This window comes from Micromonospora sp. NPDC050200 (assembly GCF_040656135.1).
Lineage (GTDB): Bacteria > Actinomycetota > Actinomycetes > Mycobacteriales > Micromonosporaceae > Micromonospora.
The window spans coordinates 191,847-213,390 of the sequence record NZ_JBFALG010000002.1 but is presented as its reverse complement, the minus strand read 5'-3'; the positions used below and the strand labels follow the sequence as shown (position 1 = coordinate 213,390).

Genomic DNA, 21,544 nt, shown 5'->3' with positions numbered 1-21,544 from the left:
GACGCCGTCCGCCACGGGCCGGTTCCCGCCGGTCAGGTCTCCCCGCCGAGATCCGTCTGGTACGCCTGCCAGAGCAGGTCCGCGCCGCGCTGCCGGTGCCGGGACAGCGCCCGCAGCAGCTCGTCGGTACGCCGGCACAGCTCCTCGGCGCACACCCCGGGCCGTTCGACGGCGCGCTGCAGGTCGGCGAGCGCCGCGACGATGGCCGCGTGCTCCCGGGTGAGCAGCCGGACGCCGCGGTGCAGCCGGGGCGCCTGGGCGAGCACCTCCGCGTAGAGGCCGGCCGGCCCCTCGGTGATCCGGACGTGTTCGGCGAAGCCCCGGCGGACCGGGGCGAGGTGGACGATGACCCGTTCGCGCCAGCGCGGCTCCCCCGGCGGCACGGCGAGCGCCCGGGCCAGGGCGGGCAGGTCGCCGGGCGGGGTGGGCCGGCGCGCGGCGGGCGGCCGGACCGCCAGCGGGGCGACGGACGGCTGCTGGATCGGACCGGTGACCATGGGCACCTCCCGCGCTGCGTGCACTACCGCCTACAGCGATGGTGAACCCGCAGCTCACGGCCTGTCCAGAGGGCAGGAACGCCTCATTGGTCCCGTCCGCACCAGCGGTCACACCAGCCTCAGAGGCCGAGTGGGTTGGCCGCCATCGTCCGGACCTGCCCGGCGAGGACATGCACGTCGCCGTCCCGCCCCTCGGTGGGGCGACCGGCGGACATCGCATCGGCGAGCGCCCGCAGCTCATGCGGCGGGAGCGTGGTCAGCCCCGCCCCGCGCAGCGGGACGGTCACCGTACGACCGGTCACCCGGTCACGGGCGACGATGGTCGGCACCCGATGGACGTGATCGGGGCCGGCGTCGGCGTCGGCGTCCCGGAAGGTGCGCGTGCCGGCGGTGATGTCGGCATTGGCCAGGTCGACCGTCCGGGCCCCGAGGGCACCCCGCACCGTGACCCGGGTGCCCTCCAGCCAGGCGGCGGTACGCAGTACCCGGAGCACAAGGTAGAGCCCGAGCAGCGCGAACGGCACCCCGCACAGCCCGATGAACCGGCCCGCGCCGAGCCCGGTCGTCGACGGATCACGCAGTTCGGGAGGGAGCAGTTCCGGAGGGAGGTCCCGCCCGTCCTGGTACGAGGAGATCGGATCGTCGGTGCCGAGCATCCGACGGGTCATCCCGTCCGCGAGCAGCGACAGCAGCACGAAGACCGCGCCGAAGACGGCGAAGAGCAGCCCGACCACGGCGACGAAGGCGCGTTGCCCGGCCGGTACGGCCACGGAGAGCCGAAGCTTCTCGTTGGTCACGTCCGGCAGTCTAGGCACAGGGTCAACATCTGGAAACGACTGTGCGCCCCGGTCCAGTTGGACCGGGGCGCACATGAGGTGGTGGAGGTGCCGGGAATCGAACCCGGGTCCTTCGCCGGTTTGTCAGGGCTTCTCCGAGCGCAGCTCGCTATGCCTCTACTCGGCCCCACCGCTCACGCGAGCGAGTTGGTGTGACGGGCCCAGTCGCTGATTGATCTCGCCGCACGGACCCCGCGACCGGGTCCGGTTGGCCAGCCTCCTAGCTGATGCCGGCTGACTGGGACGAAGGCGTTCCCAGGCCGACAGACTCACTACTCGCCTCAGGCGGCGAGAGCGAAGTCAGCGCGATTGTTCTTGGCGCTTATTGGTTTCCGACGAACGATTCTCGAGACGACGTCGGCTTCCTCGGCTCGCTTCCCCTGCCGCAACGTACGAAGTCGAAACCAGTCACCCCCTCGGTCGGCCGCCCTCCTGGTGGCGGCTCCGTCAAGACTAACGCCTGCCGCAACCGGATTCATCCCGAGCCCCGGCCCCGATCATCGACCCGGACAAAGACGACAAATCAGTCGTCCATGCCCTTGCCACGTCGGCCGGCCACCCGGGCGATCTCCCGGTCGGCGTCCCGCTTGGCGAGGTCCTGACGCTTGTCGTACGACTTCTTACCCTTGGCCAGGGCGATCTCCACCTTCGCCCAGCCGTCGGAGAAGTAGACCTGCAACGGCACCATGGTCAGCCCGCCCTCGCGGGTCTTGCCGATCAGCCGGTCGATCTCCAGCCGCTTGAGCAGCAGCTTGCGGGTACGCCGGGGCTCGTGGTTGGTCCACGTGCCCTGGGTGTACTCCGGGATGTGCATGCTGTGCAGGTAGAGCTCGCCGTTGCGCTCCTGGGCGAACGCGTCGACCAGTGAGGCCCGACCGGCCCGCAGCGACTTGACCTCGGTGCCGGTCAGCGCCATGCCCGCCTCGTACGTGTCGAGGATGGCGTAGTCGTGGCGCGCCTTCTTGTTGGAGGCGACCACCTTGCGACCCTTTTCCCGTGGCACCGGCGCCACCCCCTTTCCCATGTGACCCACGACCGGTGCGACCGGCCGCGGGGCGGAGATCATGCTACCCGAACGACAAGGACCCTCCCGCGCCGTTTATTCCGGCGCGGAAGGGCCCTCGGCAGAGCCGTCGGGCAACTAGACCCGCAGGTAGAAGCGGAGCGTGATCCAGCCGGTGCCCGCGCTGAACAGGGCGCCGATGCCGGCCATGATCGGGAACATCAGGAAGATGTCACCCCAGGAGACCGGCGTGATCAGGCCCTCCAGGGCGGACAGCGAGCCGCTGCCGCCGAAGTACTTCCCGGCCGCCATGAACACCAGGGCGAGGATCGAACCGATCAGACCGGCGACCACCGCCTCCAGCACGAACGGGGCCTGGATGAACCAGTTGGAGGCGCCGACCAGCTTCATGACCGCGACCTCACGCCGCTTGCTGTACGCGGCGACCTGGATGGTGTTCGCCACCAGGAGCAGCGCGGCGGCGGCCATGAACACCGCGATGGCCAGCGCGAAGGTCTGGATGCTGGTGAGGACGCCGAAGACCTTGTCCAGCAGCCGGCTCTGGTCGACGATCTCGTCGACCCCCTCGGTGTCCTTGTACTGGTCGTAGATGTTCTTGTACTGCTCCGGGTTGACCAGCGTGAGCCGGAACGACTCGGGCAGCTGGTCGGCCTTGACGGCGTTCACCAGGTCCGGGGCGTCCTGGTACATCTCCTGGAAGCGCTTGTACGCCTCGTCCTTGTTGACGTAGAAGACCTCCTTGATCAGGGGGTCGCTCTTGAGCTTGGCGTCCAGGTCGGTGCGCTGCTGCTCGCTGACGTCGGTCGCCAGGAAGATCGAGACCTCGACGTTCTCGTAGTAGAGGTCCTTCATGTCGCCGACCTTCTGGTACAGCAGGCCGGCCGCGCCGAGCATGAACAGCGACACCGCCATGGTGATGATCATGGCGATGGACATCGTGACGTTGCGCCACAGTCCGACCAGTACCTCGGACAGGACGTATTTCATCCGCATCGGGTGTTCCTCCGGCTCTCCGGCATGAGGTGTTCGTCGTCAGGGGGTACGGCAGGGGTGGAGCGCCGGCTCACCCGTAGACGCCGCGGGCCTGGTCGCGCACGATGCGGCCACTCTCGATCTCGATGACGCGACGGCGCATCTGGTTCACGATGTTGGAGTCGTGCGTGACCATCACGACGGTCGTGCCGGTGCGGTTGATCCGGTCCAGCAGGCGCATGATCTCGATCGAGGTGTCCGGGTCCAGGTTTCCTGTCGGCTCGTCCGCCAGCAGGATCAGCGGACGGTTCACGAACGCCCGGGCCACGGCCACGCGCTGCTGCTCACCACCGGAGAGCTCGTGCGGGTAGCGGTGCTCCTTGCCACCGAGCCCGACCAGCTCCAGCACCTCGGGCACGACCCGGCGGGCGACCGCCTTGGTCTTGCCGATCACCTCGAGGGCGAACGCCACGTTCTCGTACGCGGTGCGGTTCGGCAGCAGCCGGAAGTCCTGGAAGACGCAGCCGATCGAACGCCGGAAGTGGGGTCGCTTCCAGGAGCGCATCGCGGTGACGTCCCTGCCGTTCACGACGACCCGGCCCTTGTTCGGGCTGACCTCGTGCAGCAGCATCTTGATGATCGTGGACTTGCCGGAGCCGGATGGACCGATGAAGAAGACGAACTCGCCCTTCTCGATCGAGACGGACACGCTGTCGAGCGAAGGCCGGGACGCCTTCGGGTACGTCTTCGTCACTTGCTCAAGCTGAATCACGGGTGGTGAGTCTACGCGGTGTAACCGCTGAGCCAAGTCCTACGCCCCACCTCTGCGAGGCGCGTCATCGATTCCCCCCTCAACCAGGAGATCGAGGACGCGCTCCGCCCACGCTTGATCACACAGCGTCGCCGGCGAGCTGCTGCTGCTTGCGCCAACGGATGCCGGCCTCGATGAAGCTGTCCAGCTCGCCGTCGAAGACGGAGGACGGATTGCCGGTCTCCTGCTCGGTTCGGAGATCCTTCACCATCTGATACGGGTGCAGCACGTACGAGCGCATCTGGTCGCCCCACGAGCCGGCGGCCTCCGTCTTGAGGCCCTGGAGCTTGGCCTGCTCCTCCTGCCGCTTGCGCTCCAGCAGGCGGGCCTGGAGCACCCGCAGCGCGGAGGCCTTGTTCTGCAGCTGGGACTTCTCGTTCTGGCAGGTCACCACGATGCCGGTGGGGATGTGGGTGATCCGGACCGCCGAGTCGGTGGTGTTGACGCTCTGCCCACCCGGACCCGAGGAACGGTAGACGTCGATCCGCATCTCGTTCTCGGGGATGTCGATGTGGTCGGTCTGCTCCACCACCGGCAGCACCTCGACCCCGGCGAAGCTGGTCTGCCGGCGGCCCTGGTTGTCGAAGGGGCTGATCCGCACCAGCCGGTGGGTGCCCGACTCGACGCTGAGGGTGCCGTAGGCGTACGGGACCTTGACCGTGAAGGTGGTGGACTTCAGGCCGGCCTCCTCCGCGTACGAGGTCTCGTAGACCTCGGTCGGGTAGCCGTGCCGCTCGGCCCAGCGCAGGTACATCCGCAGCAGCATCTCGGCGAAGTCGGCCGCGTCCACCCCGCCGGCGCCGGCCCGGATGGCGACCAGCGCCTCCCGGGAGTCGTACTCGCCGGAGAGCAGGGTGCGGACCTCCATCTCCTGGATGGCCTTGCCCAGCCCGGCGATCTCCGTCTCGACCTCGGAGAGCACCCCCGGGTCGGACTCGGCCTCGGCCAGTTCCAACAGGACACCGGCGTCGTCGAGCCGGGAGCGGAGGCTACCGAGCTTGCCGATCTCGCCGTTGACGTACGACAGCTGCGAGGTCACCTGCTGCGCCTTCGCCTGGTCGTCCCACAGGTCGGGCGCGGACGCCTGCTCCTCGAGCCGGGCCTTCTCCTCGTGCAGGCGGTCGAGGTTGAGCACCGCCTCGATGTTGCGCAGGGTGGCGTCGAGTTCCTTGAGCTGTTCGGCGTAATCGGCAGCGGTCACGACAGACAAGCGTACTGTGCGTGCGGCGGTCCGCTCACGTCACACCGCCGACCCGGGCAGATGATCAGCCAACCGGGGCGGCCTTCAGCCAGGAGAGCGCCGCCTTGTGGTAGGCGACGGCGAACTCCAACGCGGTGGCGTCGTAGGTCTCGCCCTCCTTCTTGGCGTTCTTCACCTGCTCACGGACGTGCGCCAGGGCCTCGGTGTGGTATTCGTTCGCCGAGGCGTACAGGTTCTTCAGCTGGCTGGCCGAGTGCAGGTTGCCGAAGGCCATCCGCAGGGCGATCGGGTTGCGGATGGTGTCCCGCCCCGGGTTCTCCGCCAACCAGCGGGAAAATGTCCGTTTCCCGCTGGCGGTGATCGCATACGGCTGACTCATCCGCGGCCCTGGCTTGCCCAGCCGCACGAAACCCCGCTCGGCCAGCACCGGCAACTCGCGGTAGACCTGGCTGCGGGTCATCGACCAGTACGGCGCCAGTCGGCGCTCGGCGGCGGCCATCAGTTGGCCGCCTGTCATCGGGCCCTCGTGCAGCAGCCCCAGCAGGGCCGCCGCGGTGGGGTTGACTCCGGATTCCGCCATGCCCTCTAAGCTGCCACTTTGCCGACACGGCGTCCAGGATTTCCCTATTTGCCACCCGGGAGAATTTCCAATGTGCACTGTCGGCGGACGACAGTGCTGCCAGGACTATCGATGCCTACCGGCCGGACGGCGTCCCGGGCACGCCGGACGGCCGGGCCGGCTCCCCCGTGGGGCCAGCAGCGCGGCCCGGCCGCCGGTGACGCCGCGCGCGCCACCGACGGCCGTCGCCGGCTCAGCCCATGTGCGGGTACGTGTGGTCGGTCGGCGGCACGAACGTCTCCTTGATCGTCCGCGGCGACATCCAGCGGACCAGGTTGTGCCAGGAGCCCGCCTTGTCGTTGGTGCCGCTGGCCCGGGCGCCGCCGAAGGGCTGCTGCCCGACCACCGCGCCGGTCGGCTTGTCGTTGATGTAGAAGTTGCCGGCCGCGTACCGCATCCGCTCGGCGACCGCGTCGACCACCCGCCGGTCGGTGGCGAAGATCGAGCCGGTCAGCGCGTACGGCGCGATCGACTCGGCCTGGGTGACCACGTCGTCGAAGCGGGCGTCGTCGAAGACGTGCACGCCGAGGATCGGACCGAAGTACTCGGTGGTGAAGGTCTCGTGCGCGGCGTCGCTGCACTCGAAGAGCGTGGGGCGGACGAAGTAGCCGACCGAGTCGTCGGCGGTGCCGCCGGCGAGGATCCGGCAGGTGTCGTCGCCGGAGACCAGCTCCAGCGCGGCGGTGTGCCGGCTGAACGCCTTGTCGTCGATCACCGCGCCGCCGAAGTTGCTGAAGTCGGTGACGTCGCCGTAGGTCAGCGAGTCCGCGGTGGCGGCCAGCCGGTCGCGCAGCCCGCCCTCCCAGAGCGACCGCGGCACGTACGCCCGCGAGGCCGCCGAGCACTTCTGGCCCTGGTACTCGTACGCGCCGCGGATCAGCGCGGTGTGCAGGGCGTCGACGTCGGCGCTGGGGTGGGCGACCACGAAGTCCTTGCCGCCGGTCTCGCCGACCAGGCGCGGGTACCCCCGGTAGGTGGCGATGTTCTCGCCGACGGTCCGCCAGAGGTGCTGGAAGACCTTGGTGGAGCCGGTGAAGTGGATGCCGGCCAGGTCCGGGTCGGCGAGCACGACGTCGGAGACCTGCTCGCCGCGCCCGGTGACCATGTTGATCACGCCGGGCGGCAGGCCGGCCGCCTCGAACAGCCGCATGGTGAAGTGCGCGGCGAACTGCTGGGTCGGGCCCGGCTTCCAGACCACGGTGTTGCCGAGCAGGGCCGGCGCCGACGGCAGGTTGCCGGCGATCGCGGTGAAGTTGAACGGGGTGACCGCGTAGACGAAGCCCTCGAGCGGGCGGTGGTCGAACCGGTTCCACACCCCCGGCGACGACTGCGGCTGCGCCTCCAGGAGCTGGCGGGCGAAGTGCACGTTGAACCGGAGGAAGTCGATGAACTCGCAGGCCGCGTCGATCTCCGCCTGGACGGCGGTCTTGGACTGGCCGAGCATGGTGGCGGCGTTCAGCGTGTCCCGCCAGGGGCCGGCGAGCAGCTCGGCGGCGCGCAGGAAGATCGCGGCCCGCTCCTCGAACGGCAGCGCCCGCCACATCGGCGCGGCGTCCTTGGCGGCCTTCACCGCGGCGCGGGCGTCGTCGTGGGTGGCGTGGCCGGTGACGCCGAGCACGTGGGCGTGCTTGTGCGGCTGGACCACGTCGATCGACTCGCCGCCGGCCATCCGCTGCTCGCCGGCGATGGTCATCGGCAGGTCGATCCGCTCGGCGGCGAGCTCGGTCAGCCGCCGCTGAAGCCGCTCCCGGTCGGCGCTGCCCGGCTCGTAGGTGCGTACCGGCTCGTTGCGCGGCTCGGGTACGGAGAACACGGCGTCCATCAAGGCTCCTGTGCGATCTCGGCAGCGGTGGCGAAATCGGACCCGCGGGCACCGACCGGACGGCCGGACGCCGGGCACCGCGCGGGTGAGGCGTCGCGGCGGCGGGACCTCCGGCGATTCTCCCACGCGCTCTCCCGACCGATCGCGCCCCGCCCGCCCCGAAACCATTGATCGGCAGGTTCGGGTCCGGGCCGGGCGGCGATCCGTACGCGAATGCCGGGCCCGGCCGAAGGAACGCAGGCCGGCGGCGCGGGAGCGGGCGCGCGGGGCCGGCCCGGCCGGGCGCGTACGCTGGATGGCCGGTGACCTGCCCCGGCCCGCCGCTGTGGTCGGGCGCCCGTCGAAGGGGAGACGATGAGCAAGCAGCCCGGCAGCTCGACGGCCGCGAAGCCGGACACCACCGACCCGGCCGACGAGGTCGCGGCGGCCGAGGCCCCCCGCCCGGCGCGCGCCCCCGGCGCGCCCGTGCTGGCCCTGCTGGCGGTCGGCTGGCTGGCGGCGATGCTCTGGTCGACCCGCGAGGCGATCACCTCGGCGGCGGCCGGTCTCACCGCGATCAGCCTCTCCGCCTTCGCCCTGCCCGGGGTCATCTCGGCCGCGCTGGTGGCCGGGGCCGCGGTCGCCCTGGCGGTGACCGGGCTGCTGGCCCGGCGCGGCAGCGACCGGGCCGCCCTGCGCTTCGTGGTGGCGGTCGGCACCGGCCTGCTGGTCGGGCTCGCCGCCGCCGTCGCGATCAACCTGACCTACGCCGACAACGCGACCACCAATACGATCGCCGGCACCAGTGCCGCGGCGGCCATCATCGGCGGGGCGCTGGCCGGCGCCCGCGACTCCGCACCGGTCGGCGCCGTCGTCACCGCCACCCTGGGTGCGCTGCTCTTCGTGGTGGCGTTCAGCCGGGCCCGCGACCCGCTGTTCGACCTCTTCGGCGCCGACGGCTCCCAGGCCTCGCTGGTGAGCGCCGCGAAGTGGGTCTCCCGCACCGAGTCGCTCCTCGCCGGGCTGCTCGCCGGCCTGCTCACCTTCGGCTACCTGACCTGGGCCCGCCGCCGGGCGCTGCGCCGCGACCCGGCGACGCCCACGCTGCGCTGGCCGGCGTACCTGGTCGCCGGGGCCGGGCCGGGCCTGCTCCTGCTGCTCGCCGAGGTGATCATCCGGATCGGCGGCCGGACCCTGCTCGACCTGGCCGGCGCGCTGAGCGAGGCGGACGCGGTCGCCCAGACCAGCCTCGGCACCTCCCGGCTGGACAACGGCATCTGGGTGCTCTTCGTGGGGGCGCTGACCGCGCTGATCGCCTTCGGCCGCACCCTCGGCCCGGCGCCCCGCGACGACGAGCCGGAGACGGTCGAGGACTGAGGCCGGCCTGCTCCCCGGCGGCGAGCGTCCCGCCGCAGCCCGGGCCGGGTCAGGAGGCGGCGCGGAGCAGCAGGTCCAGCTCGGAGGCGTCGTACCACTCCAGCTCGTGGTCCTCGGCGCTGTCAACGGTGAACCGGGCGTCCGGGTCGCCCGCGAGGGCCTCGGCGACCACCTCGACGGCCGCCGCCACGTCGTCCACCGCCTCCGCCCCGTCCACGTGCAGCGCGGCCACCGACGTCACCGGCACCGGCTGGTCGAGCCGCACAGTGCTGGAGCCGAGGTCCCCGTCGCTCCGGCCGACCGCCGAGGGGGGCAGGTCCACCGAGACCACCACCCGGCGCCGAGGGGCGGCCGGGTCCTCACGCAGCAACTGGAGGGCGTCCTGGGCGGCGCGGGTGAACGCGACGTACTCCAACTCCTCCTCGTCGCCCTCGGCGTACCACTCGCGCAGGGCGGGGGTGACGGCGTGCGCCTCCACGGCCGACAGCCCCTGCTCCCGCAGCCGGGCCAGCATCGGCACGGTCGCCGGGACGTACACCCGGACCAGCTCGTCGCTCACCGTCGTATCCCCCGATCGTTCGCGGGACGGGCTGGTCTGCCGGTCCCGGGCGCCGATCATGCCGTACGCCGAGACCGTCATACACCGCGCACCGCCGCAGGGGAAGTTGCCGCACCGCGCCGGCGTGGGCCGGGTGGTGCTGGGCGGGTTCGGCCGGCGGTGGCAAACTGAGGCAAACGACGCCAACACCGGGGGTTATCCGTGGAGCCGAGGTTTCTCCTGCTCTCCGACGTGGCCACCGAGCTGAACGTGTCGGACTCGCAGGTCTACCACATGGTGCGCAGCGGGGAACTGCCCGCGATCAAGATCGGTGGACGCGGTCAGTGGCGCGTCGAGCGCGCCCAGCTGGAGGAGTACATCCAGCGCAAGTACGCCGAGACCGCCGAGTGGGTACGCGGCAACCCGCTCGCCGACCGCGACCCCGAGTAACCACCCCGACCCGGAGGGTATTGACGCCCGGCAGTGCCATGCCCGAAAATCGGAGTCTGTCGGAGGCAAACGAAGGCAAACGCAAGGATTCAGGGGTGAGCACCATGGTCGACTCCCGACGTCCCGGGCCCTCCCGGCCCCCGGTCCGGCTGCGCCCGGCCCCGGTCAGCGACCCGCCCTACGTCGACGAGTCACCGGACCTCTGGCCCCGCCCCACGGGCCAGCTCGCCCTCGACCTCTTCGGTGCGGCGCACCAGACCGCCGGCCGCCCGCCCGGCCGGCGGCACGATTCCCGCCCCGGGCCGCCACGGCCCTGCTCGGACCCACCGCCGGGCGCCCTCGCCACCGCCACGCCCGAGGCCACCCGGGCCGCCCAGCGGTTCGTCGCCACCTTCCTGGAGATCCTCAACGGCTACCGCCCGCCCGGGCAGCTCCGGTCCCTGGTCGAGCCGGGGCGGGCCACCGAGGTGACCGAGCAACTGGCCCGGGCGTCGGCCCGCACCGGCCCGCTCCGGCGGCGGTCGGCCCGGCCCGCCCTGCACCTACGCCGGCTGCGGGTCTGTGAGCCACGGGCGGCGGCGGTCGAGGCCGCCGCGGTGCTCGCCGGCGCGGGCCGCAGCTGGGCCCTGGCGGTACGCCTGGAACACCGCCGGGGCGGCTGGCTCTGCACCGCCCTCCAGGTGCTCTGACCCACCACCGCCCCGCTCCACCCGCCAGGACGTAGCGCGACCTTGGCGCATGCTCCCCGGCGCGGGACCAGACCCCGGAATGGAGAGACGGCGAGAGCCGCGGCCCCGAAGGACCGCGGCTCTCGTCGTGTCGACCGGGCGGGGCCGAGAGCCCCGCGTCGGGATCAGGCGCCGCCGTTGGGCGCGCCGTGGCAGCGCTTGTACTTGCGGCCGGAGCCGCACGGGCAGGGCGCGTTGCGGGACGGGCCGTTGCCGGCCTCGGCCTCACCCGGCACCGGCCGCCGGCCGGCGGCGCGGGCCGCGGCGGCCTGACCGCTCGCCCCGTTGGCCACCGGACGCCGCGGGGCGGCGGGGCGGGCCGGGGTCTCCGACCGCCCGACGCCGAGGGCGGGCGCCTGCTGCTCGGGCCGCTCGACGGCCACCGCACCCTGGCCGGCCTCGCCGTCGATGGTGGGGGCGGAGTATTGCAGGCCCTGCTGCTGCGGCGCGCGGTGGAGACCCTTGGCCCGGATCTCGACCGGCTTCTCCAGCAGCTGGACCTCCTCAGCCTCCGGCTCCTGGACCTGCACCTCCAGGTTGTAGAGGAAGCCGACCGTCTCCTCCTTGATGCCGTCCATCATGGTGGCGAACATGTCGAAGCCCTCGCGCTGGTACTCGATGACCGGGTCGCGCTGGGCGTACGCCCGGAGGCTGATGCCCTCCTGGAGGTAGTCCATCTCGTAGAGGTGCTCGCGCCACTTGCGGTCGATGACCTGGAGCAGCACCATCCGCTCCAGCTGGCGTACCGCCTCCTCGCCGAGCTGCTCCTCGCGCCGGTCGTACGCGGCGTGCGCGTCCTCCTTGAGGCGGGCGAGCAGGAAGTCGGCGTCGATGCTGGCCCGGGAACCGCCGGCCTCCTCCTCCATCTCCTCGATGGTGGTGCCCACCGGGTAGAGCTGCTTGAGGCTGGACCAGAGCTGCTCGAGATCCCAGTCCTCGGCGTAGCCCGCGCTGGTGGCGCCGGTGACGTACGCGGTCGTCACGTCGTCGATCATGTTGCGGACCTGGTCGGAGAGGTCCTCGCCGTTGAGCACGCGCAGCCGCTCGGCGTAGATCACCTGGCGCTGCTTGTTGAGCACCTCGTCGTACTTGAGGACGTTCTTGCGGATCTCGGCGTTCTGGCCCTCGATCTGCGCCTGGGCGCTCTTGATCTGGCGGGTGACCATCTTCGACTCGATCGGCACGTCCTCCGGGATGTTGAAGCGCTCCATCACCGCCTCGACCGCACCGGCCCGGAAGCGCTTCATCAGCTCGTCCTGCAGCGACAGGTAGAAGCGGGACTCACCCGGGTCACCCTGCCGGCCGGCGCGACCGCGCAGCTGGTTGTCGATCCGGCGGGACTCGTGCCGCTCGGTGCCGAGCACGTAGAGGCCGCCGGCCGCGGCGACCTCCTCGGCCTCGGCCTCGCAGGCCTGCTTCCAGGCGGGCAGGACCTCCTCCATCGCCTTGGCGTACTCCTCCTCGTTCTCCACCGGGTCGAGGCCACGCTGGCTCAACTCGTTGGCGGCGAGGAACTCGGCGTTGCCGCCGAGCAGGATGTCCGTACCCCGGCCGGCCATGTTGGTGGCGACGGTGACCGCGCCCTTGCGGCCGGCCTGGGCGACGATCTCCGCTTCCTTCGCGTGGAACTTGGCGTTCAGCACCGAGTGCGGGATGCCGCGGCGGCGCAGCAGCTGGGAGAGGATCTCGGAATTCCCCACCGAGACCGTGCCGACCAGCACCGGCTGACCCAGCTGGTGCCGCTCGGCAATGTCCTCGATCACCGCGTTGAACTTGGCCTTCTCGGTCTTGTAGATCACGTCGGCCCGGTCGAGCCGGACCATCGGCCGGTGCGTCGGGATCGTCACGACGCCGACCTTGTAGACCTTGTTGAACTCGCTCGCCTCGGTCTGGGCAGTGCCGGTCATGCCGGAGAGCTTCTCGTAGAGGCGGAAGTAGTTCTGCAGGGTGATGGTGGCCAGGGTCTGGTTCTCCTGCTTGATCTCCACCCCCTCCTTGGCCTCGATCGCCTGGTGCATGCCCTCGTTGTAGCGGCGACCGTGCAGGATGCGGCCGGTGAACTCGTCGACGATCAGGACCTCACCCTCGCTGAGAATGTAGTCCTTGTCGCGCTTGTAGAGCTCCCTGGCCTTGATGGCGTTGTTCAGATAGCCGACCAGGGGCGTGTTCACCGACTCGTAGAGGTTGTCGATACCGAGCCGGTCCTCGACCTTGGCCACCCCGCGCTCGGTGATGGCGATGGTCCGCTTGGCGTAGTCGACCTCGTAGTCGCCCTCGCCGTCGGTGCCGGGCTGGAGCCGGGCCACCACGCCGGCGAACTCCTGGTACCAGCGGGCGGAGTGCTCGGCCGGGCCGGAGATGATCAGCGGCGTCCGGGCCTCGTCGATCAGGATCGAGTCGACCTCGTCGACGACCGCGAAGTTGTGGCCGCGCTGGACCAGCTCGTCCCGCGACCAGGCCATGTTGTCGCGCAGGTAGTCGAAGCCGAACTCGTTGTTGGTGCCGTAGGTGATGTCACACTCGTACGCGGCGCGGTGCTCCGAGGCGGGCCGGTTCGGCAGGACCACACCAACCGTGAGACCGAGGAACTCGTGCACCCGGCCCATCCAGGCGGCGTCACGCTGGGCCAGGTAGTCGTTGACCGTGACCACGTGCACGCCCTTGCCGGAGAGCGCGTTGAGGTAGACCGCCATGACCGAGGTCAGGGTCTTGCCCTCACCGGTCTTCATCTCGGCGATGTTGCCGAAGTGCAGCGCCGCGCCGCCCATCACCTGGACGTCGTAGGGGCGCTGGCCGAGCACCCGGGCCGCCGCCTCGCGGACCGTGGCGAACGCCTCCGGCAGCAGGTCGTCGAGGGTCTCGCCATCGGCGAGCCGCTCCCTGTACTGCTCCGTCAGGCCACGCAACTCCTCGTCGGTGAGGTTGACGTAGTCGTCCTCGATCGAGTTGACGGCGGCGGCGATGGCCTTGAGCCGGCGCACCATGCGGCCCTCGCCCGCGCTAAGGACCTTTTCCAGAATCGACACGGATCAACGCTCCCCTAGACAGTCTCGAACCATCGTAGGCGCTCCATCGGCGTGATGGTCACTGGTGGCGGCGGTCCGGCCCGGCGAAACCGACATATCGCGCGGGCGGGGCCGCCAGCGGCGGTTATCCGGTTACGCCCACCGCGAACGATCCGGCACGATGGCTCGGATGGAGCCTGTGGAGATCACCGAGGACGGCCTGCTGCTGCGCCCCTGGCGGGCCACCGACGCGGACGCCGTGCACCGCGCCTGCCAGGACCCGGACATCCAGCGCTGGACCACCGTACCGCGCCCGTACCTGCCGGAACGCGCCCACGCCTTCGTCACCGAAATCACCCCGGCGGCGTGGGCCGAGGGCACCGGGGCGCCGTTCGCGGTCTGCGACGCGGACACCGGCGAACTGCTCGGCTCCTGCGGCCTCGTCTCGATCGACCGGGCCCTGGACTCCGCCGAGATCGGCTACTGGACCGCGCCCTGGGCACGCGGCCGAGGCGTCACCGTACGGGCCACCCGGGCCGTCGCCCGCTGGGCGTTCGACGCGCTGAAGCTGCGCCGGCTGATCTGGCAGGCCGAGGTCGGCAACCACGCCTCCCGGCTGGTGGCGCTGCGCGCCGGGTTCCAGGTCTCCGGCGAACTGCGGCTGGCCCACCCGACCGAGGGCGGCCGGCCGGCGGGCTGGATCGGCTCGCTGCTCCCCGGCGAGGTGCCCGCGCCGGGCGAGCCCGGCCCGGCCGGCCCGGACACCCTCGACGCACGCCGGGCCGCCGTCTTCGGCCGGCCGCAGCCCGTCCTCTTCGCCGCCACGACCGGCACCGAGCTACGGCTGCGCCCGATGGCGGAGCGCGACCTGGACGCGATCGTCGCCACCTGCCAGGACCCCGACACGATCCGCTGGACCACCGTGCCGCACCCGTACCGGCGGGAGCACGCCGAGGGCTTCCTCCGCGACTTCGCCGACGCGGCCTGGGCCCGGGGCACCGGGGCGTACTACACCGTCGCCGACGCCGACGACCGGTACGTGGCCTCGGTCGACCTGCGCCTCGGCCCGGACCCGCTGAACGGCAACGTCGGTTTCATGACCGCCCCGCACGCCCGGGGCCGGGGCTACCTGCCCGCCGCCGTGGGCGCGCTGGCCGCCTGGGGCTTCACCACCCTGGGCCTGGCCCGGATCGAGTGGCTGGCGCTGGTCGGCAACACCGCCTCCCGCCGGGTGGCGGAGAAGGCCGGGTTCTCCTTCGAGGGCACCGCGCGGGGCCGCCTGGTCACCCGGGACGGCCGGGGCGACGCCTGGGTGGCCGCGCTGCTCGCCGAGGACCTGACCTCGTGACCCCCGAGATCGTGGAGTCCCACGGGGTGCGGCTGCGCCCGTTCCGGCTCGACGACGTCGCGGACACCGCCACCGCCTGCGCCGACCCACTCACCCGGCGGTTCATCTCCGGCATGCCCGACCCGTACACCGAGGAGACCGCCCGGTGGTGGATCACCGAAGGCGCCCCGGCCGCCCGGGCCACCGGCGGCGCCGCGTACGCGATCGCGGACCCGGCCTCCGACCGGCTGCTCGGCGGGATCGGCCTCAGCCAGGTGGTCCCGGCCCGCGGCCAGGCGGAGATCGGCTACTGGGTGGCACCGTGGGCGCGCGGCCGGGGAGTGGCCACCGCCGCCACCCGGGCACTGTCCGCGCGGGTCTTCGCCGACGGCGTCGCCCGGCTGGAACTGCTCACCCACCAGGAGAACGCGGCCAGCCAGCGGGTGGCGCTGTCCGCCGGGTTCCGGCCCGAGGGGGTACGCCGCGACGCGAACCCCACCCGCGGCGGCGGCCGGCACGACCTGCTGGCCTGGGTACGCCTCGCCGACGATCCCGCCGGCCCGGCACCCCGACCGCTGCCGGACCTGCCCGACGGCCGGCTCACCGACGGCGTGGTGACGCTGCGCCGGCTCGCCCCCGACGACGTGGACGCGCTGCACCGGCTGCACGGCCTGCCGGAGGTGGCGGCCAACCGGGTGCCCCCGGTCGCGCCCTCGCGGGAGGCGGTCCGCCGGCGCTGCGTGCTGGCCGAGAGCCACTGGCTCACCGGCGCCTCGGCCGACCTGGCGGTGCTGGACGCGGCGAGCGGAACGGTGGCCGGCGGCTGCGCGCTGGTGTACGACGAGCCGTCCACCGGTCAGGCCATGCTCGGTGTCAGCCTGCTGCCCGAGTGGCGCGGGCGGGGATTCGGCAGCGCGCTGGTCCGGCTGCTCGCCGGGTGGGCGTTCGACCAGGTCGGGCTGGCCCGGCTCTGGGCCGGTACCCGTCCCGACAACGCCGGCGCCCAGCGGGTGCTGGAACGGGCCGGCTTCCGCCGGGAGGGGCTGATGCGCGGCCGGCTGCCCGGCCCGGACGGCTCCCGGGTGGACTCGGTGCTGCACGCCCGACTCGCGGCGGACCCGGGCTGAACCCGCGCCGGCCCCGGAGCCGGGGTGGGCGCGGACCACCACGGCTCCGTAGCCGGCTGCGAGGGGTGGGACAGGGGTCAGGTGTCGAGCGCGATGATGCCGTAGTCGTACGCGTGCCGCCGGTAGACGACGCTCGGCCGGCCGGACTCCTTGTCGTGGAACAGGTAGAAGTCGTGCCCGACCAGTTCCATCTGGAACAGGGCGTCGTCCACGGTCATCGGTTCGCCCGCGTGCACCTTGGCCCGGGCGATGTGCCAGGGCTGGTCGTCGTACTCGTCGGCCGATTCCTCGGGGCGTTCGGCCACCGCGGTGGCGGTGCCGCCGGACGGCGCGGCCAGCTCGCCCAGCTCGGCCACGGGCAGGTCGGCGGTGGCGGCGGCGACGGAGATCGGCGCGTGCCGGCCCCGATGCACGCGGCGGCGGTCGGCGGCCCGGCGCAGTCGGGTGTCCAGCTTGGCGATGGCCGCGTCGAGCGCGCTGTAGAAATCGCTCGTGCAGGCCTCCGCCCGGATCACCGGCCCCCGGGAGACACAGGTGATCTCCACTCGCTGGCAGGTGTCGGACTGGCGGGGATTGCGTTCGTGAAACAACTCCACGTCGACTCGGATGAGCTTGTGGTCGTAGCGTTCGATTTTCGCGAGTTTCTCAGCTACGTGCACCCGGTAATGGTCCGGCACTTCAACGTTTCGGCCCTTGACCACGATGTCCACGTGACCTCCCTTTTTCGGATGGTCGTCTGATCGTCAACCCGGTCGATCGACCTTCGGGAGCATCCCTGCGGCGTCGACCGGACAGTTACGGCTACGCCTCCTTCCACCGCCGGGGGCGGGTGTGAAACCTCCTACCCCCGACACGAAAACGCTAACTCCTGTTCGCCCGACAGTCACCCCCACTGCCGAGAACCCTCAGGAAATTCACACCTCATACACCAAGGGGTGAAACGGAAACACGAAGCGTCACCATTGGCGCCGTTTTTGCGTTGCGGCGAGCACGGCCGCGGCGTTTGGCGTTATTCCCAGACCGTGCAATGCGCGGGCCACGGCCGCGAGGGTCGCCCCGGTGGTGAGGATGTCGTCCAGCACCACCACGCTCCGGCCGTCGGTGGCGCGCCCACCCCCGCCCCCACGTGCCCGGAACGCCGACGCCGCCGCGGCGGCCCGCCCGGCGCTGTCCAGCGCCACCGAGTCGGGCCGGGGCAGCGCCCGCAGCGGCCGGGCCGTCCGCACGTCCCAGCCCGCCCCGCGCAGCCGCCGCGCCGCGTGCCGGGCCAGCCGGGTCAGGTGGTCGCCGTAGCGGGACCGGGCCGCCGCCGCGGTGTCCGGCACCGGCACCAGCAGCACCGGCCGCGGCGGGCCCACCGCACCGGCCACCACCTCGGCCAGCAACGCGCCCAACGGCCCGGCCAGACCGTGCCGGCCACGCTCCTTGTACGCCAGCAGCGCCTCCCGCAACTGCCCGGCGTACGGGCCGAGGGCGTGGCAGGGCGGCAGGCCGGGTGGGGCCGGGGTGGGGCGTACCCGGCCGGGGCGCAGCGCCTGGAGCGCGTCGGCGCAGTCCGGGCAGAACCCCCGCCGGCGCGCCGACCCGGGCCGCCGGCAGCCGGCGCACCCGGTCGGCAGCACCAGGTCGGTCAGGTCCGCCCAGAGCCCGCCGACGTCCCGCACGGCACGCTCAGAACAGGAAGAAGGGGGCGGTCGGGCTGTCGGGGCGGACGCCGGTCGGCGGGGGTGTCACCGCCAGCACCTGCTCCCGTCGGATGGCGTCCGGTGACGGGTAGCGGTAGGCGACGGCGTTCGCCTCGTACATGATCAGCGCGCTGGGCAGCGGCACCACCGGGTTCGTCGGGTACGCGGCCAGGTGCGTCACCCGGGCGCCCACGTCGGCCACCAGTGGGGTCTCCAACGCGCCGTCGATGCTCACCTCATAGACCGCCGAGCGGCCGGCCGTACCGGCCACGACCAGGGTGTTCTCCGCCGCCCAGTCCACCGCCGACAGGTCGGTCAGCGAGGTGGCCACCGCGCGGGCCGGGCCGACCGAGACCAGGCCGCCGTCCAGGTTGACCGCCGCCAGGTACAGCCGGCCCCCGACGACGAGCGCGAGCCGCTGCCCGTCCAGCGAACTGGCCACCGCCGTCACCGAACCGACAACGGTCAACGACACCGGGACCATCCGGGCCCGGTCGTCGAAGCGGTACAGCCGGCCGTCGGCCACCACCAGCCCGTACGGCTGGCCGGGGTCGAGCGGGCGCAGCCAGACCGGCCGCCCGATGCCGCGGAACGTCTGCGTCCCCGGGTCGACCGCCTGCACCGGGTCGGCGCCGTACCCGACGGCCAGGCGCTGCCGGCCGCCCGGCGCGGTGACCACCAGGGCGGCGAGGATCCTGTCCCCGACCCGGCTGAGCCCGGCCGAGACGACGTCGTGGTTGGCGGCCGGCACGAGCGGCACGACGCCGCTCGCCTCACCGGGGAAGGTCAGCGCGTGGACCGCGCCGTCGTAGACGGTGAACCGCTGCGGCTCGTCGTCGATCGGGTAGAGCGGGTGCGCCAGGCGGTGCTGCTTGAGGCTCGGGATCTCCACCCGGGACTGGTTGCGGGTGGTCAGCTGGAGCTGGCCGCTCAACTCCGGCAGCGACCAGGCCAGCTGGATGCCGATCTTGCCGAGCTCGCGGTTGTCGTCACCCGGCAGTTCGAGGGTGACCTCCCAGCGCCCGTCCGCCTCGATGGCGTTGTTGATCAGCGCGGTGCGGTCCGGCAGGGGCCGGGCCGCCGGGCGCAGCCACTCCGACGGGCCGGCGATCAGCCACTTGACCACCTCGTTGACCCGCCGCTCGTCGGGCACCGCCAGCGGCAGGTAACGCTGGTCGGCGACCAGCCGGCGCTGGTTGGAGTTCCAGAAGTAGACCGGCCGGGTCTGGTAGTACTGCCGCAGCGCCTGGTCGCTGAGGAGCAGCACGTTCGGCGGGTCGGTGACGAAGAGTCCGGCCTCCTCGGTGCCCGCCTGCCCCGGCGAGACGGCGCCGCGCAGGGTGAACTTGTACTCCGTCTCGGTCGCTACCGGGGGAGCCAGGACGCCGTTGGACCGCAGCAGGCCGATCTGCTGCACCCGCAGCTTCACGGAGAACAGCCCGTTGCGGTTCGCGGTGATCGCCGGATCCTCGGTCAGCCGGACCACGTTGACCGCGATCTCGCTGCCCTGCTTCTCCTGCAGGCGGCTCTTGTTCTCCGGCGCGATGAACTTCTTGACCCGCGCGTACGCCCGGTCCGGCTCCCCCGCGGCGGCGGAGAGGAAGTTGCGGACGAACGCCTCCCGGTCGGTGCCGGCGGCCGTCCGAGTGGGCGGCTCGTCGCCGCGGAAGCTGGACGCGCCCGCCTCCACCGCCGGCCCGGACCCGTCCACCTGCACCTCGGTGTTGTCCGGGATGCCGCAGCCGGCCACGGCGAGCAGCGCGACGCAGAGTGCCCCGGCCAGCGTCCACCGGCCCGGCAGCGTCACCGTCGGTGCGTTCACGAGGGCACCTCCGCCCGGTCGTCGCCGACGGCCGGGCCCGGCCCGATCGCCAGCGCGGCCCCGCCGGTGGGGCCGATCGCCAGCAGGTCGCCGTCGCGGGGGCCGCCGAAGGGCAGCGCGGCGTCGGCCGGCACCAGCCGCAGCGGCGAGGTGGTGAGCCGGTCCCCGGCGCGGGCCGGCAGGGTGAGCCGGAACTGGGCGCCCTGCCCGGGCGCGCCCCACGCCTCCAGCCAGCCGCCGTGCAGCCGGGCGTCCTCCAGGCTGATCGACAGGCCCAGACCCGTCCCGCCGGTCTGCCGCGCCCGGGACGGGTCGGCCCGCCAGAAACGGTTGAACACGAGCTTCTCCTCCCCCGGCTTGAGCCCGACCCCGTGGTCGCGCACGGTGATCGCGACGGCGGTCTGGTCCATCCCGAGGGTGATCAGCACCGGCTTCGCCTCGCCGTGCTCGACCGCGTTGCCCAACAGGTTGCGCAGCACCCGCTCGACCCGCCGGGGGTCGACCTCGGCGATGACCGGGGTGGTCGGCACCTCGAGCTGGATCGGCACGCCGACCCGCTCGGCCAGGCCGGCCAGCCGGTCGGCGACCCGGTGCACCACCGGCACCAGGTCGGTCGGCTCGGCATCCAGCATGGCGAAGCCGGCGTCGAAGCGGCTGATCTCCAGCAGGTCGGTGAGCAGCTCCTCGAACCGGTCCAGCTCGGCCTGGAGCAGTTCGGCGCTGCGGGCGACGGCCGGATCGAACTCGTCGCGCTCGGCGAAGATCAGGTCGGCGGCCATCCGGACGGTGGTGAGCGGGGTACGCAGCTCGTGCGACACGTCCGAGGTGAACCGGCGCTGCAGCCGGGACATCTCCTCCAACCGGAGGATCTGCCGTTGCAGGTTGGTGGCCATCTGGTTGAACGAGGCGGCCAGCAGGGCCAGGTCGTCCTCGCCGTTGACCACCATCCGCTGGTCGAGCAGGCCGGCGGAGAGCCGCTGGGCCGTGCGGGCGGCCACCCGTACCGGCGTCACCACCAGACGGGTGACCAGGGCGGCGAGCAGGCCGAGCAGCAGCACCAGGGCCACCCCGGTGGCGAGCACGGTGGCCCTGGCGTCGGCGGCGGTGGCGTCCTGCCGGGTCAGCGGCACCAGGTAGTAGAGCTCCAGCTGACCGAACCGGGTCGGCACCGGCGAGCCGTACACCAGGTACTTGGTCTTCTCGCCGCCGAGCCGGCCGGTACGGATCTGGTGGGCGACCTTGCCGTCCGCGACGGCGGCCCGCAGCTGCGGGCTGATCAGTGGCCGGACGTCGATCCTCGGGGAGGTCCGGGTATCGATGATCCCCGCGTAGCTGTCGGCGGTGATCGCCACGACCACCCCGCTGGTCTGCTGCGGGTCGCCCCCGGCCAGGTAGTTGACCGTGCCCTCGATGGTGTCCTGGAGCTGCGCCTCCTGCGGCTGGCTGTAGAGGTAGAACTGCTTGGCCGAGTATTCGCTGCCGCTGCGCAGCCGCAGCAGCACGTCGGTCTGGGCGTTCTCCACCAGGATGTTGGTGACCTTGTTGGCGATCAGGTAGGCGAAGCCGCCCACCAGCAGGCTGGAGACCACCAGCGTGATGGTGACCACCCGCACCTGCAGCGACCGCCGCCAGGTCTGGTGCAGGCCGGCGGCCAGGCCGAGACCCCGACCGACCAGGGCACGCCAGAGCGCCCGCCCGGCGGAACGCCAGCCGGCGGGGATCCG

Annotated in this window: 19 protein-coding genes and 1 other RNA gene; 5 read left to right on the top strand and 15 right to left on the bottom strand. The window is 72.2% G+C overall.

The window, feature by feature from the left end; translation table 11 throughout:
- Positions 1-32 precede the first annotated feature (32 nt).
- From AB0I41_RS02495 to pruA, 9 genes are all read right to left on the bottom strand, one after another.
- Entirely contained in the window at positions 33-497 is a 465-nt protein-coding gene (locus AB0I41_RS02495) for a hypothetical protein (protein WP_357100980.1), read from the bottom strand.
- A 119-nt stretch (positions 498-616) separates the two neighbouring features.
- The gene (locus tag AB0I41_RS02490; protein WP_357100978.1) at positions 617-1,294 is read right to left on the bottom strand and encodes a hypothetical protein; all 678 of its coding nucleotides are present in this window, start codon (positions 1,292-1,294) and stop codon (positions 617-619) included.
- A 79-nt stretch (positions 1,295-1,373) separates the two neighbouring features.
- Positions 1,374-1,749, bottom strand: a transfer-messenger RNA (tmRNA) gene (gene ssrA, locus AB0I41_RS02485).
- Positions 1,750-1,856: 107 nt separating this feature from the next.
- Positions 1,857-2,336 (bottom strand): SsrA-binding protein SmpB, encoded by a 480-nt coding sequence (gene smpB / locus AB0I41_RS02480; protein WP_210774828.1) that lies wholly within the window; start codon positions 2,334-2,336, stop codon positions 1,857-1,859.
- A 138-nt stretch (positions 2,337-2,474) separates the two neighbouring features.
- Positions 2,475-3,350 carry a permease-like cell division protein FtsX gene (ftsX, locus tag AB0I41_RS02475; RefSeq protein ID WP_357100976.1) on the bottom strand — a complete coding sequence of 292 codons (876 nt, stop codon included), beginning with the start codon at positions 3,348-3,350 and terminating at the stop codon, positions 2,475-2,477.
- 70 nt (positions 3,351-3,420) lie between these two features.
- Entirely contained in the window at positions 3,421-4,101 is a 681-nt protein-coding gene (gene ftsE / locus AB0I41_RS02470; protein ID WP_357100974.1) for a cell division ATP-binding protein FtsE, read from the bottom strand.
- A 118-nt stretch (positions 4,102-4,219) separates the two neighbouring features.
- On the bottom strand, positions 4,220-5,341 hold the full coding sequence (prfB, locus tag AB0I41_RS02465) for a peptide chain release factor 2 (protein ID WP_357100972.1): 1,122 nt from the start codon (positions 5,339-5,341) through the stop codon (positions 4,220-4,222).
- A 64-nt stretch (positions 5,342-5,405) separates the two neighbouring features.
- Positions 5,406-5,921 (bottom strand): PadR family transcriptional regulator, encoded by a 516-nt coding sequence (locus tag AB0I41_RS02460; protein ID WP_357100970.1) that lies wholly within the window; start codon positions 5,919-5,921, stop codon positions 5,406-5,408.
- Between the two features lie 232 nt (positions 5,922-6,153).
- Positions 6,154-7,782, bottom strand: a complete 1,629-nt coding sequence (pruA, locus tag AB0I41_RS02455) for an L-glutamate gamma-semialdehyde dehydrogenase (RefSeq protein WP_357100969.1) — start codon at positions 7,780-7,782, stop codon at positions 6,154-6,156.
- A gap of 354 nt (positions 7,783-8,136) precedes the next feature.
- Here pruA and AB0I41_RS02450 point away from each other — a divergent pair, with 354 nt between their 5' ends.
- Positions 8,137-9,138 (top strand): hypothetical protein, encoded by a 1,002-nt coding sequence (locus AB0I41_RS02450; protein ID WP_357100967.1) that lies wholly within the window; start codon positions 8,137-8,139, stop codon positions 9,136-9,138.
- Between the two features lie 49 nt (positions 9,139-9,187).
- Here the strand turns inward: AB0I41_RS02450 and AB0I41_RS02445 are convergent, their stop codons facing one another.
- Positions 9,188-9,697 carry a hypothetical protein gene (locus AB0I41_RS02445; RefSeq protein WP_357101217.1) on the bottom strand — a complete coding sequence of 170 codons (510 nt, stop codon included), beginning with the start codon at positions 9,695-9,697 and terminating at the stop codon, positions 9,188-9,190.
- Between the two features lie 201 nt (positions 9,698-9,898).
- Here AB0I41_RS02445 and AB0I41_RS02440 point away from each other — a divergent pair, with 201 nt between their 5' ends.
- Both AB0I41_RS02440 and AB0I41_RS02435 read left to right on the top strand, forming a co-directional pair.
- Positions 9,899-10,126 carry a helix-turn-helix domain-containing protein gene (locus AB0I41_RS02440; protein WP_357100964.1) on the top strand — a complete coding sequence of 76 codons (228 nt, stop codon included), beginning with the start codon at positions 9,899-9,901 and terminating at the stop codon, positions 10,124-10,126.
- Positions 10,127-10,230: 104 nt separating this feature from the next.
- Positions 10,231-10,815, top strand: a complete 585-nt coding sequence (locus AB0I41_RS02435) for an Rv3235 family protein (RefSeq protein WP_357101215.1) — start codon at positions 10,231-10,233, stop codon at positions 10,813-10,815.
- A 164-nt stretch (positions 10,816-10,979) separates the two neighbouring features.
- Here the strand turns inward: AB0I41_RS02435 and secA are convergent, their stop codons facing one another.
- Positions 10,980-13,880 carry a preprotein translocase subunit SecA gene (secA, locus tag AB0I41_RS02430; protein WP_357100962.1) on the bottom strand — a complete coding sequence of 967 codons (2,901 nt, stop codon included), beginning with the start codon at positions 13,878-13,880 and terminating at the stop codon, positions 10,980-10,982.
- 169 nt (positions 13,881-14,049) lie between these two features.
- Here secA and AB0I41_RS02425 point away from each other — a divergent pair, with 169 nt between their 5' ends.
- Together AB0I41_RS02425 and AB0I41_RS02420 are read left to right on the top strand one after the other, a co-directional pair.
- Complete coding sequence (locus AB0I41_RS02425) at positions 14,050-15,207, top strand: GNAT family N-acetyltransferase (protein WP_357100960.1); 1,158 nt, start codon at positions 14,050-14,052, stop codon at positions 15,205-15,207.
- Positions 15,204-16,313, top strand: coding sequence for a GNAT family protein (locus AB0I41_RS02420; RefSeq protein ID WP_357100958.1), 1,110 nt, complete (start codon positions 15,204-15,206; stop codon positions 16,311-16,313). The genes AB0I41_RS02425 and AB0I41_RS02420 overlap by 4 nt, the downstream gene beginning before the upstream one ends.
- A 77-nt stretch (positions 16,314-16,390) precedes the next feature.
- Here AB0I41_RS02420 and raiA read toward each other — a convergent pair whose 3' ends face one another.
- The 4 genes from raiA to mtrB all read right to left on the bottom strand — a co-directional run bounded on the left by raiA (position 16,391) and on the right by mtrB (position 21,496).
- A complete protein-coding gene (gene raiA / locus AB0I41_RS02415; protein WP_357100956.1) occupies positions 16,391-17,023 on the bottom strand; it encodes a ribosome-associated translation inhibitor RaiA in 633 nt (210 codons plus the stop codon).
- 246 nt (positions 17,024-17,269) lie between these two features.
- Entirely contained in the window at positions 17,270-17,935 is a 666-nt protein-coding gene (locus AB0I41_RS02410; RefSeq protein WP_357101213.1) for a ComF family protein, read from the bottom strand.
- Positions 17,936-17,984: 49 nt separating this feature from the next.
- Entirely contained in the window at positions 17,985-19,799 is a 1,815-nt protein-coding gene (locus AB0I41_RS02405; protein ID WP_357101211.1) for an LpqB family beta-propeller domain-containing protein, read from the bottom strand.
- Positions 19,800-19,816: 17 nt separating this feature from the next.
- Entirely contained in the window at positions 19,817-21,496 is a 1,680-nt protein-coding gene (mtrB, locus tag AB0I41_RS02400) for an MtrAB system histidine kinase MtrB (protein WP_357101209.1), read from the bottom strand.
- Positions 21,497-21,544: the final 48 nt, after the last annotated feature.

Bases quoted from the DNA above. Each gene is read 5' to 3' on its own strand.
- ftsX (WP_357100976.1), bottom strand. From the start codon at position 3,350: ATGCGGATGAAATACGTCCTGTCCGAGGTACTGGTCGGACTGTGGCGC.
- AB0I41_RS02460 (WP_357100970.1), bottom strand. From the start codon at position 5,921: ATGGCGGAATCCGGAGTCAACCCCACCGCGGCGGCCCTGCTGGGGCTG.
- AB0I41_RS02425 (WP_357100960.1), top strand. From the start codon at position 14,050: ATGGAGCCTGTGGAGATCACCGAGGACGGCCTGCTGCTGCGCCCCTGG.
- pruA (WP_357100969.1), bottom strand. From the start codon at position 7,782: ATGGACGCCGTGTTCTCCGTACCCGAGCCGCGCAACGAGCCGGTACGC.
- AB0I41_RS02450 (WP_357100967.1), top strand. From the start codon at position 8,137: ATGAGCAAGCAGCCCGGCAGCTCGACGGCCGCGAAGCCGGACACCACC.
- AB0I41_RS02495 (WP_357100980.1), bottom strand. From the start codon at position 497: ATGGTCACCGGTCCGATCCAGCAGCCGTCCGTCGCCCCGCTGGCGGTC.
- AB0I41_RS02435 (WP_357101215.1), top strand. From the start codon at position 10,231: ATGGTCGACTCCCGACGTCCCGGGCCCTCCCGGCCCCCGGTCCGGCTG.